Source organism: Hamadaea sp. NPDC051192, from assembly GCF_040682475.1.
GTDB lineage: Bacteria > Actinomycetota > Actinomycetes > Mycobacteriales > Micromonosporaceae > Hamadaea > Hamadaea flava.
In genome coordinates this window covers 24,498-36,221 of sequence record NZ_JBFBAZ010000080.1, presented here as the reverse complement: position 1 = coordinate 36,221, position 11,724 = coordinate 24,498, and the positions used below count along the sequence as shown (strand labels likewise).

7 protein-coding genes and 2 pseudogenes are annotated in these 11,724 nt (G+C 67.4%); 5 read left to right on the top strand and 4 right to left on the bottom strand.

Going from position 1 to position 11,724, the window contains the following annotated elements; all coding sequences use genetic code 11:
- The first annotated feature begins 1,196 nt into the window (after positions 1 to 1,196).
- Together AB0M47_RS27800 and AB0M47_RS27795 are read left to right on the top strand one after the other, a co-directional pair.
- Entirely contained in the window at positions 1,197 to 2,348 is a 1,152-nt protein-coding gene (locus tag AB0M47_RS27800) for an epoxide hydrolase family protein (RefSeq protein ID WP_363419208.1), read from the top strand.
- 657 nt (positions 2,349 to 3,005) lie between these two features.
- Positions 3,006 to 4,331 (top strand): hypothetical protein, encoded by a 1,326-nt coding sequence (locus AB0M47_RS27795; protein ID WP_363419206.1) that lies wholly within the window; start codon positions 3,006 to 3,008, stop codon positions 4,329 to 4,331.
- A 225-nt stretch (positions 4,332 to 4,556) separates the two neighbouring features.
- On the opposite strand, the gene AB0M47_RS27790 is transcribed toward AB0M47_RS27795, so the two are convergent.
- From AB0M47_RS27790 to AB0M47_RS27780, 3 genes are read right to left on the bottom strand one after another with little or no spacing between them, the layout of a single operon-like run.
- On the bottom strand, positions 4,557 to 6,164 hold the full coding sequence (locus tag AB0M47_RS27790; RefSeq protein WP_363419204.1) for a multicopper oxidase family protein: 1,608 nt from the start codon (positions 6,162 to 6,164) through the stop codon (positions 4,557 to 4,559).
- On the bottom strand, positions 6,157 to 6,603 hold the full coding sequence (locus AB0M47_RS27785) for a hypothetical protein (RefSeq protein ID WP_363419202.1): 447 nt from the start codon (positions 6,601 to 6,603) through the stop codon (positions 6,157 to 6,159). The genes AB0M47_RS27790 and AB0M47_RS27785 overlap by 8 nt, the downstream gene beginning before the upstream one ends.
- The gene (locus tag AB0M47_RS27780) at positions 6,600 to 7,031 is read right to left on the bottom strand and encodes a nuclear transport factor 2 family protein (RefSeq protein WP_363419200.1); all 432 of its coding nucleotides are present in this window, start codon (positions 7,029 to 7,031) and stop codon (positions 6,600 to 6,602) included. The genes AB0M47_RS27785 and AB0M47_RS27780 overlap by 4 nt, the downstream gene beginning before the upstream one ends.
- A 101-nt stretch (positions 7,032 to 7,132) precedes the next feature.
- On the opposite strand from AB0M47_RS27780, the pseudogene AB0M47_RS27775 reads away from it, so the two are divergent.
- Together AB0M47_RS27775 and AB0M47_RS27770 are read left to right on the top strand one after the other, a co-directional pair.
- A pseudogene (locus AB0M47_RS27775) lies at positions 7,133 to 7,975 on the top strand (LysR family transcriptional regulator); the annotation flags it as partial.
- 24 nt (positions 7,976 to 7,999) lie between these two features.
- Positions 8,000 to 8,144, top strand: a pseudogene (locus AB0M47_RS27770) (IS630 family transposase); the annotation flags it as partial.
- Between the two features lie 110 nt (positions 8,145 to 8,254).
- Here AB0M47_RS27770 and AB0M47_RS27765 read toward each other — a convergent pair.
- Positions 8,255 to 8,731, bottom strand: coding sequence for a hypothetical protein (locus AB0M47_RS27765; RefSeq protein WP_363419198.1), 477 nt, complete (start codon positions 8,729 to 8,731; stop codon positions 8,255 to 8,257).
- Between the two features lie 117 nt (positions 8,732 to 8,848).
- Here AB0M47_RS27765 and AB0M47_RS27760 point away from each other — a divergent pair, with 117 nt between their 5' ends.
- Positions 8,849 to 11,659, top strand: a complete 2,811-nt coding sequence (locus AB0M47_RS27760; RefSeq protein WP_363419196.1) for a BTAD domain-containing putative transcriptional regulator — start codon at positions 8,849 to 8,851, stop codon at positions 11,657 to 11,659.
- Positions 11,660 to 11,724 lie beyond the last annotated feature (65 nt).

Sequence of the window (11,724 nt, the reverse complement as noted above, 5' to 3'; positions counted from 1 at the left end):
ACGAGCCGGTGATCAGCCGGTTCGCGGCGCGCCCACGTCGCGCAGCTGTACGAGGGGCCTGGCTGTTCGCCTGCCTGCCGGCGGGCTCGGAGACCAGGCAAGGAACTCCGGATTTTGGGCTGGGTTTCCCGGGACGGCTGGTGACACCAGTCGTCTCAGGTCCGTGTTCAGTTGTTGAGCGAGGTTCGCGGGGCGGCTGGTGTCAGTAATCCCGCAACGTCTAAAGCCGATTTTGGGGCCTCTGATTACAGGCGATCATGGAAAAGTTTTTCGCCCTGGCCGTAAATCTGACGCCGGGCAGTGCGGCGGACGTTCAAACGGCAGCGGGAGTGGCAGCGGCCCCGGCAGTAGGGGGCTCTGACGCACTGCTCCCCCTACTGCTACCCCCAGAGCCAGGTATCGGCAGCTCAACACCGGTCTCACACGAATGCTGACAGGTCAGACTTCCCTTTCAGGGAACCCCAAAGACGCCACATCCAGATAAGAAGCCAAGCGACGTGCCATGCTCGGCCGATACGGGCATGGTGAAGCGCCGTCGTGAGACGCGGCGGCATGGTTCGTGGGGGGTGTTGCGTCGAGTGGCGACGGGCTTTGCCGCGGTGATGCCTGAGGCTGGCGTCGTACCGGTGGCCGGGTCGTGTGCCGGAGTCAGCGACGCAATGTCGATTTCGCCGAGTCTGCGCTAATTCGCCGACGGACTGCTCTACGACATAGACGCGGTCACAGCCGGACTGTCCAGCCCCTGGAGCTCTGGGCAGGTCGAAGGCCAGATCACCCGCGTCAAGCTGATCAAACGCCTCGGCTACGGCCGCGCCAACTTCGACCTCCTCCGCAAACGCATTCTGCTTCGGACGTAAGGTCACAAGATCAGCGCCAGAGCCACCGAACGTGCACAGGTCCACGACGATGCGCAACGAATGATCCTGGAGGTTCCAGCGCCCTGCCGTCGATCCCACCCATTGACTTCAGGGGCTATCGCTGTCCGAGCCGGGCCGAAATCGCGACTACTGAGGGTGACCGTCTTGGCGCCCGAGCCAGCGCCCGGGTCGCGGCAGAAGGAGATGTGTAGAGTGACCCCTGTCAGCGATGAGGGGAGGTGAGCCCAGTGAACACCCAATATCATGTCTGGGCGCACTACCCGGCTATTCCTGTCCGCTGACCTCGCGTCGGGGAGCGCCCTCCTAACCGGAGGAATAATGACCTTCTCCCCCTTTCGTATCGAGGTATCCGACGAGGTACTCGACGACCTACGGGCCCGGCTGGCCCGTACCCGATTTACGGACCGCAGCGGCAATCAGCTGTGGCAGGCCGGCACCGACCCCGATTACCTACGGCACCTGGTGTCCTACTGGGTCGATGGGTTCAACTGGCGGGATCGCGAAGCCGAGCTCAACGCACTGCCGCACTACCAGGCCCAGATCGGCGGCCGACGCATGCACTTCCTGCGCGTGCCCGGGGCGCGTCCGGCGGGCGCACCCGCACCGCTACCGCTGATCCTCAGTCACGGCTGGCCCAGCAGCTTCGTGGAGATGCTGCCGCTGGTCGATCGCCTGACCAATCCCGCTCGCCACGGGCGCGACCCCGCGGACGCGTTCGACGTGGTGGTGCCTTCCCTGCCAGGCTTCCTCTACTCGGAGCTGCCGAAAGGCCCGCTCACACGCGCATCGATGGCGCAGACCCTGCACCTGCTGATGACCGACGTCCTCGGCTACCAACGCTACGGGGCCTTCGGCGGGGACATCGGCGGCGTGGTCACCGGTTGGCTGGGCGCTCTGTACCCCGAGCAGGTAGCGGGCATTCATATGATCCACCCACCGTTCCCGGCTAACTTCGACTCCCACCCGCTGTCGCCGGCCGAGCAGGCGTATCTCGACGCCGAAGAGGCGTACGACCAGACCGATGGCGGGTACAGCTCCATCATGCGAACCCGGCCGGACACCATCGCCGCCGCGCTCGTCGACTCCCCCGCCGGACTGGCCGCCTGGCTGATCGACAAGTACCGAGACTGGAGCGACAACCATGGGGACCTGGAGAGCCGGTTCGACAGGGACACCCTGCTCACGACCATCACCCTGTACTGGGCCAGCGGCGCCATCGGCTCCTCGTTCCGCCAGTACTTCGACTTCGCCCACAACGGCCCAAGACCTGACATCACCGTGCCCGCCGCGTTCACCGTGAGCACCGAACCCTCGCAGGCTAACTTTCCCCGCGAGATCACCGAACGCGCCTGCACCAACATCCGGCACTGGAGCGAACCAGGTAGGGGCGGACACTTCATGCCGATGGAAGAACCGGACCTGCTCGCCGGCGAACTGACGCAGTTCTTCACGTCGCTCCGCCCGTACTGATCTGCAAGGGAGCCGGGTCACCTCGGCCCGGCTCCCGCCGCCGATTTCCACATACATCGCTTACTCGCCGCCGCCCCTAGATCTGGGCGTCTCGAGGTCTTCGAGTGTCTGGCCGGCTCGACCGTTACCCGGCTGTGGGCTGACGAAGTCGACCCCGTGACTTGGGCAGCTGAACGCGGCTTGTTTGGGTCTCGGACGCCATGTTGCCTAGGAATGGAGGCCCTCAAAGCGGTGACAGCCCGCAGAACTGTTGCCAGCTGCCTGTTCCTTGATCCGGCCGACTGTCCGGCGGCCCACCAGGAGACTCTGGTGGCCCTTATACGCTTGGCCTCCGACCCGGAGCCTGAGATTCGGCCGTCGGCGTTTGTACAAATTCACTGGGTCCTTGGTCGACAGCCCCGAGCTGCGCGCTGTGCTGACCGAGAAGCTGGCGGACCCGCGACTTGACGTCAGGAGCAGATCGGGACCGTTAGCGCTTGCCAGGATCTGCCTGGACGTCTGTGGCGCCAAGTCGGGAGGCCATCAAGGCTGCGCCGGAGCAGGCTCGCCGGGGTCCTCGACCCGGACGCGACCCGCGACGGATGTCAAAGCTGGCCTTCGCCGTCGCTGCGTACGCCATGTGGCTGCAACAGGGTGAGCTGTCGATATTGTTCCGCCGTGGAGAACGCTGCTGAGTTGGACCGGAGGGCCCGCCAGTACGACGGGTGGATTGCGCCGTGGAACGTGTCGTTGCTGATCGAGCACGGTCACCTAGACGATGTACGCGGAATCGTCGAGGAAGGCGACTGGTACTGCGCGCGAGCCTGGTCGGCGACGCTGGTCGAGCAGGGGCAGCGCGACGCGGCATTGGACGTGCTCCGCCCGTTTACAGAAACAGGTTGGTGGGGCGCGAATCGAGTGGTCGCGGACCTGCTAGAAAGCTGGGACCGGGTCGATGAAGCACTTGCCCAGTGCTGGCCGTTCGCCGAGACCGGGGATCGCCTCGCCGTCGTTCATACCGCCGAGATGTTGGCCCGGCACGACAGAGCCGACGACGGCTACGAGTTGCTGCTACCGCACATCGCGGATTGGTACCCCCTGCGGAGTTTGGTCGACGTCAGCGCCGGCCTCGGCCACGATGAGGAGCTCATCGAGCTGTTGCGCCCCCGCACATGGGAGGTCCCCGGCACGTGGTCGCACGACGCCGCCAACGCCGTTGAGTTGCTAGCGACGGTTCTGGACCGGGCGGGCCGAGTTGATGAGGCGCTGGCCGTTCTGCGTAGCAGCATCGCAACCGGCGCCGGCCTCCACGTGAACACGTTCCAGCAGCTAGCCGACATCCTCCTGCGACACGAGCGGCACAATGAGTTGCGCGAGGTCATCGCCGGACGTGGCGGCAGATTCGCGGTGCCACGGCTGGCCAAGCACATGGCGGAGCGCGGAGCCATCGACGCCGCTGTCGAAACACTGCATGCGGTTCCCGAGGCCCCCGGCTATCGGCCTGACGGTCACGCCGCACGGATCCTGATCGACGCCGGGCGCATCGACGAAGGCATGGCGGCTATGCGCAACGTGCTGGATCCGTCCGATCAGTGCGTCACTCGCGAATGGTGGGGGTTGATGGTCGATCAGGGCCGCGCCGACGAGGCCCTGGCCGTCATCGACGAACTCGCTGACGGCGAGGATCACGGCATGTCGTGGGAACTGTTCTGCGAACGGGTGTGGCTGCTGGACTACGCCGTCCGCAAGGACCAGGCGATCGAGGAGTTGTGGGCCCATCGGGAGGTCGACACCTGGTATGGCTCCAGGATTCTGTCCGACCTATTGATCGATGCTGGGAGGCTGGACGAAGCTGCCGAGGTCCTGGAACCGAGCTTCCGCGAGGGTCACAACACCGACCGTATGGCTCAGTTGATGATCCGCCGCGGATACGTCAGGGAGGCCATCGAGCTACTACGCCGACCGAAACCGCAGACGGCAGGCGACCCGTGGGCCACCCTATGAGCGAGTTGCGGACGGTTGGACAACCGGGGCGAGCGGGCAGGATCTGTGAGGACAACGGTTGTGATGGGGCCTTCCGCGGGCGATGCTGTCGGATGATCCGGATCGCTCTGTGCAGCGTGCTGAAACATCCACCATTCGCTTGCAGGTGGCCGCTGAAGATCAATGACAGTGTAAGTCCCACGCCATCACGACGGCCTATCCGTCGCTGGCCAGAATGGGCGGCGCTCAGACGATTTCGAGGTTGGCCATCATGCCCATGTCCTCGTGTTCGGCGTTGTGGCAGTGGAACAGGTAGCGGCCGTGGTAGCCGTCGAAGCGGGTGATGATCTCCGCGGACTCCCCCGGCCGCAGCGAGAGGGTGTCTTTCAGTCCGGCGTCGTGTGGCAGGGGTTCGCGGCCGCCGCGCGAGAGGACGCGGAACCCGACCAGGTGTAGGTGTATCGGGTGGTGGACGTCGGCGACGAGCCGCCAGATCTCGACGTCGCCGAAGCGCACGGTGACATCGGTGCGGCTCGGATCGAACGGCCGGCCGTCGATCAACCAGCCGTGGCCGCCATTCATCCGACCGGCTCGGAACGCGAAGTCGCGGACCACCGCCGCCGCTGACCGGTCCCAATCCAGCAGATCGTCGGCGAGCTTTTCCGGAATCGGCGTACGCACACCGCGGCGTACGACATGGAACTGCATGACGTCACCGGTACGCCCGGTTCCGAGGCGGTTCGCCAGGCGTACGCGGGAACCGATTTGGACGTCACCGAAGTCGACCAGGACGTCGTACCGTTCGGCGGGAGCGATCGGCAGCCGGTCGTGCCGCAGCGGGGCAGCGAGGAGTCCCTGGTCGGAACCGATCTGGATCAGCGGAAGCCGGCGGCCGTCCTCGCCGACGACCTCGAGCTCGTAGTGCCGGGCGTTGGAACCGTTGAGGATGCGTAGCCGATAGACCCCGGTGTCCACCTCGTGCACCGGCCACGGTGCGCCGTTGACCAGGATCACGTCGCCCAACACCCCGCCCAGGTACGCCTCGGAGACGCCGGGCTGGCTGGTCAGCGTCGGATCGACCGACGGGTACGCCAGTCGCCCGTCGGCGTCGAAGGCGCGGTCGGCGATCATCATCGGCACTTCGTGGTCGCCTCGCGGAAGATCCAGCGCGTCCTCGACGTCGTCGCGGACGAAGTGCAATCCGGCCAGCCCGCGCCAGATCGCCGGGGCGGTGAAGTCCATCCGATGGTCGTGATACCACAGCATCGTCGCGCGCTGGCCGATCGGAAACTCGTACGCCCGCTCCAGGTTCGACACGATCGCGCGGGGGTCCATCATGGTGTGTGCGGTCGTCGCGGCGTGCCCGCTGTGCCCGGTGTGCGCATCGTGAGCAGGCCAGCCGGCGGGGAGCACGAGATCAGTGGGATATCCGTCATGCTCGGCCGGCGTACGCCCACCATGGAGATGCACGGCGGTCGGCACCGGCAGCTCGTTGCGATGCGTCACGATCACGGGCCGGTCGCGCCGCGATTCGATGGTCGGACCGGGGAACGAGTCGCCATACGTCCACATCGGGGTGCGCACGCCGGGAAGTACTTCCAACGTCGTCTGTCGTTGAGTGATCTCGTAGCGGTCGACTCCCCCGGTCGTGCCGACCGGCTTGAGGACGGTCGGCCGCGGCAACGGAGTCTGGAACGCCGGCGGCATCGCGACACCGCTGGTCAGCTGTGCGCCGGTCACCGCCGGTCGCCGGGAGAGCGCGGCCGCCGCGGACATGCCACCGGCCGCGACCAGACCCAGCGCGCCGCCGATGCGCAGCACCCGACGCCGGGACATCCCGCGGTTCTCACGCATCACGTCCCTCCGAAATGGACGTAGGCCATCGCCAGGCGGCGATGAACTGGACGACGATCCCGGCGATCGTGAGCACACCCAACGGAAGGTGCAGCCACAACGCGCCGTCCAGGCCCGCGAGATACTGCACCGTCTCCGCCGCCACCACGCCGAGCGTGGCGAAGAACAGACCGCTGCGGCGCCGCCGGAACCAGACCACCGCCGCCGCGATCAGCTGCAAATAGCCCAGCGAGGTGACGACGTCGGCCCCGGCCGCGTGCCACCGCAAGCCGTCGAAATCCCCGCTCAGATACACGCCTGCGAACACCGGCTGGGCGACGATCGCAAGCACGTGCACGCTGATCACGGCCCGCACGACCCGCTCTGCAAAACTCAACTGGTACGCCGCGGGGCGATCCCTGTTCGGGCGCGTGCGTATGCTCTCCACCGATTCGGTCATGGCTGAAGGTCGACGACGCCCTTGCCGCTGCGCACGTCGAGCGGCACGGAAACCTGGTCGTGCGTGATGAGCCACGTACCGCCGATCTTCTGGAGGCAGTAGGTGACGCGCACCCACATCCCGGGCGTCGCCGCGCCGTTCTTCAGCGTCCCGCTGAGCCGGGCGAAGGCGTGCCCGAAGGCCACCTCGTCGTCGCCCGTGATACTCAGGTCGCGTACTTCGTAGGTCACGTCCTCGAACACGGAGAACACGTTCGCCCAGTTTTTCAGCTTCGCCTCGATGCCCACGTGCTGCAGCGGCGGCTCGACGTCGAACGACACGATGCCGGCCGAGTACGGCTCCCGCAGCGCTTCGAGATTCTTGGCGTGGAGCCCTTCGACGATCTTCTGGATCTGCCCGCGGATCTCGGCTTCGTCTTTCTCGCTCATCGCGATGGTCCTTCCGGTCGTGGCTCAACGCCTACGACGTTATGACTGGCGAGCTATCTTGTCTAAGATCAGTATTGCTATAGCGTTATGCACTCAGGAGCATGATGGACCTGAACTCGCTCAAGCAGTTCCTGGTGGTGGCCCGGTTGGAGCACCTCAGCCGGGCCGCCGACGAACTGCGGATCGCCCAGCCGTCACTGAGCCGGACGATCGCGCGGCTTGAAAGCGAGCTCGGCGCGCCGCTGTTCGACCGCAGCGGCCGCCTTCGGCTCAACGACGCGGGCAAGGTCTTCCAGCAGCACGTCGAACGGGCGCTCGGTGAGCTGGACGCGGGACGGCGTGCGGTCACCGACGCCGCCAGCCACGGCCTGGGCACCGTCAGACTGGCCTCAGAAACCTTCCTCACCCTCACCGGCCCACTGGCCGCGTACAAGCGGGCGCATCCCGCCGCCGAGGTCCAGCTGCACTGGTCGGCGGCCGACGACATGGCCCGCCGCCTGCGCGCCCAAGAGGTCGACCTGTGCCTGGCTTCGCAGCCGATCCACGTCGACGGTCTCGAAGCAGCGCACCTGTTCCGCGAGACGGTCGGGGTCGGCGCGCCACTGGATCACCCACTGGCCGGGCGATCGTCGGTGAGCATCGACGAACTCGCCGACGAGCCCTTCGTCACCGCCCGCAAAGGACACTGGCTCCGGCGGCTGCTCGACCGGCTGTTCGCCGCCCGGGACCTCACCCCGCGGATCGTGTGCGAAAGCGACGAGCACAGCGCCATCGCCGACCTGATCAGCGCCGGCCTGGGCATCGGACTCGTGCCCGACCTCGCCCGCCGCAGCGCCACCCGCGCCCCCGCCGCCTGGATCGACGTCGACGATCCCGACTGCTCCCGCACCGTCACCCTCTACTGGGGCACGGACAGTCGCCTTTCGACGGCGGCTCAACTGATGCGTACCACGATCACCGGCTGGACCTGGCTGCCCGGCCCCGGCTGATCGCCGAGAGCGACCCGACCACGACACGATCTGCGCGAGCACCCGCGACCCGGACGCCACCCAATCTGCTGGATCCATCCTGCTTGCCGAAGACAAGACCCACCTCAGCCTGCTCCCCCGGCTGTGCGCCCACCGAATACTCATCGATATTCGTCCCTGGATCGGCGCTTGACCCGGGCTCCACCGCCCAGGGCCGCGTGCCCCCGTCAGTGCATGACACGCGGCCCGACACGATCAGAACGTCAGGCAGGACGCGCTTGACGATGTCCAGGTGGTCGCGCCGGGCCACCAGGCGCCGGCGATGTTGTCGTTGTAGTGCTTGCAGTACCGCGTCGAATTGTCGCTGCCCCGCACGGCGACCTCGATCGAGAGTCGTCCGGTCGAGGTGTTGGTGTAATTCTGCAGCTTGACGACGCTGGTGGCGGTGCCGCCAAGGCTTACCCAACTGGAGTTGAACGGGCCTCCGACGCTGACCTGCCAGATGTGGTAGACCGGGTGCGCGGAACTGCTGCTGACCACGAAGTAGTGCAGGCGGGAGTCGTAGACGATGTACGAGACGGTGTAGTCGCAGACGTAGCTCATCGCCGGCAGCTCCGGAAGGACGGACTTAGTGGAACAGGTGCTGAGCGCCTGGGCCGGCGTACCCCCGAGAACGGGCAGCGCGATTCCCATGAGCACGACGGCCAAGGCCTTCACGAACAGCCTCTTCACGATGACTCCCTTCGTCGACGCCGAGGCGGCGCCTGCTGTCCACGGTGGTGTCCGGCGCAATGCGGGCCCAATACGTCCGCAATACGCGGGAGCTACCCTCGTCGGGGAGGGCTGTGCATGCGGGTGCGAATCCTGGGTCCGGTGCAGGTGTGGGTGGGTGATAGCCAGGTTCCGATCGCCCGGCCGCGCCAGCGGGCCACCTTGGCGTACCTGTTGATGCACGCGAATCAGGTCGTGCGGACCGAGGCGTTGATCGAGGCGTTGTGGGCCGGAGCCGCCCCGGCGAGTGCCCGTGCCCAGGTGCAAGCCGACGTGTCGATGCTGCGCCGAACCCTGGATTCCGCCGGAGCGCGCGGTTTCGTCCAATCACGACCGGGCGGTTACGTCGCGACGGCCGGACCGGAGGTCTTTGATTACGCGGAATTTCGCCGGCTGGTACGCCAAGCCCGCGACGCCGCCACACCCGATGACACCGCGACGTTCCTGCGCCGGGCGCTGGCCCTGTGGCAGGGCCCGGCCCTCGCGGACGCGGCGGCCGCCTACGTCGCCGCGTCCCGCATGCGGCTGGAGGAGCTGCGGGCGAGCGCCCACGAAGATCTGGCCGAGGCCGAGCTGACCCTCGGACGTCACCATGAGATCGCCGCCGAACTGCCGGCCATCGTCGCGGAGTTCCCCCTGCGGGAGAGCCTTCGGGCGAGCCTGATGCTGGCGTTGTATCGCTGCGGGCGCAGCGCCGAAGCACTGGCGCAGCTGCGCTCGCTACGGGACTTGCTCGCCGAGGAGCACGGGCTCGACCCGGGTACGGACATCGTCCAGCTGGAGCGGCGCATCCTGCGCGGGGATCGCGACCTGGAAGCGGAGCTCGCCGGGACGGCGCCGTTGCCGGCCCAACTGCCGATGGACATTCGCGGCTTCACCGGACGTAAACCGGAGCTGGCGACGCTGGACGGGCTCCTCGCCGACACCGCAACGTCTTCCGCGGTCACGGTCGCCGCCGTGTCCGGGCCGGCCGGCAGCGGCAAGAGCACCTTGGCCGTCCACTGGGCGCACCGGGTCCGTGACCGTTTCCCGGACGGGCAGCTGCACGTCAACCTTCAGGGCTACGATCCTGTCGGGCCAGCCATCAGCGCCCGCGACGCGCTGCGCGGCTTCCTGACGGCCTTAGGGGTGGCGCCTCAGTACATTCCGTCGCAAGTGCCCGAACAGACCGACCTCTATCGCAGCCTTATGTCCGGCCGCCGGATGCTCGTGGTGCTGGACAACGCCGACAGCGCGGACCAGATCCGCCCGCTGCTCCCCGGGTCGCCAGGCTGCTTCGTCCTGGTCACCAGCCGAACCCAGCTGCCCGGGCTCCTCGCGGCACAAGGCGCCCGGGCGGTCGTGCTGGATGTGCTGTCCGCCGACGAATCCCGGGATCTGCTGGCCGGCCGGCTGGGAAGCGACCGGGTCGCCATCGAACCGGCGGCCGTCGCGGAGATCATCCGATGGTGCGCCGGACTGCCGTTGGCCTTGTCCGTGGCAGCCGCCCACGGCAGTTCGCGGCCCCGATGGCGGCTCGCCGCCATCGCCGCCGAACTACGCGAGTCCTACGGTCTGCTCAAGGGGTATCGGGACAATGATCCCGCCGTCGACGTCCGCGCTGTGTTCGCGTCGTCGTATCGAGCGCTGAGCACCCCTGCGGCGGCGATGTTCCGGCTACTGGGCTTGCATCCGGGTCCCGAGATCGGCCAGTCGGCCGCCGCCAGCCTGGCCGGAGTCTCCGTTCAGGCCGCAGCCGAGTCGCTGGCCGAACTGGCCGGCGAATACCTCGTCACCGATGCGGCACCCGGCCGGTACGGAATGCACGACCTGCTGCGCGCGTATGCACGCGAGATAGCCGACAGCACTGAGGACGAACAGCAACGCCGAGCGGCCGTACGCCGAGTGCTCGACCACTACCTGCACAGCGCGCATACGGCCGCCCTCCATCTGCACCCCCACCGCGATCCGCTGACACTCGACGCCGTGCCGGCCGAGGTCGCCGTCGACGAGATAGGCGGCTTCACGCAGGCCAACTCCTGGTTCGATGGCGAATGGCGGACGCTGCTGAGCGCGATCAGCCTCGCCGACGCGACCGGTCAGGATGACTACCCCTGGCGGCTGGCCTGGACTCTGACGAACTACCTGGACCGGCAGGGCCACTGGCACGAGTGGGCCACCGCGGTCACGACCGCGCTCGCCGCCGCGAACCGATCCGTCGACCTGGCGGGGCAGGCCCAAAGCCTGCACGGCCTGGCGTTGGCCCACATCCGGTTCGGCCAGTACGCCGTGGCCCGCTCCCAGCTAACCCAGGCGCTCGACCTGCACCGGAGGCTGGACGACCGGATCGGGCAGGGACACGACTACCTCAACCTCGCCTTGGTCATGCAACGACTCGACCAGCCCGTCCAAGCCCTGGAGTACGCGTACCTCGCGTTGAAACTGTTCACCGAGGCCGGCCACGTGGCAGGCCAGGGCAACGCGCTCAACACGGTGGGCTGGTATCACGCCCAGCTCGGCGCCTATCACGAGGCGATCGCCCACTGCGAACGGGCGCTGGCGCTCCAGCAGCGGATCGACGATCGCCACGAGCAGGCCTTCACCTGGGACAGCATCGGATATGCCCAGCATCATCTGGGGGCGTACCGCGCGGCCGCCGACGCCTATCGGGAGGCCATCGAACTGTGGCGGGTCTTCGGCGACCGCTACTACGAGGCGGAGACGACCACCCGTCTCGGTGACACTCTGTTCGCCGCCGGAGACACCGGCACCGCCCAAGCCGCCTGGCTCAGCGCCCTCGACACGTTGCGGGATCTCGGCCATCCCGACGCCGACGAGGTACGCGCCCGGCTCGGACGCGTGTGGGCGAGCCGGGCGCGGCCCGGATCGGACGACCGCGTACGCGGCTGAGCCGGTTCACTCCGCAGGTGCCGGCTCCGGTCGGCCGCCCCGAGAAGAAACGGACGATGTCGTCG

What these genes read in the sequence shown, in the direction of transcription:
- AB0M47_RS27800 (WP_363419208.1), top strand. Translation starts at nt 1,197, where the DNA reads ATGACCTTCTCCCCCTTTCGTATCGAGGTATCCGACGAGGTACTCGAC.
- AB0M47_RS27790 (WP_363419204.1), bottom strand. Translation starts at nt 6,164, where the DNA reads ATGCGTGAGAACCGCGGGATGTCCCGGCGTCGGGTGCTGCGCATCGGC.
- AB0M47_RS27785 (WP_363419202.1), bottom strand. Translation starts at nt 6,603, where the DNA reads ATGACCGAATCGGTGGAGAGCATACGCACGCGCCCGAACAGGGATCGC.
- AB0M47_RS27780 (WP_363419200.1), bottom strand. Translation starts at nt 7,031, where the DNA reads ATGAGCGAGAAAGACGAAGCCGAGATCCGCGGGCAGATCCAGAAGATC.
- AB0M47_RS27760 (WP_363419196.1), top strand. Translation starts at nt 8,849, where the DNA reads ATGCGGGTGCGAATCCTGGGTCCGGTGCAGGTGTGGGTGGGTGATAGC.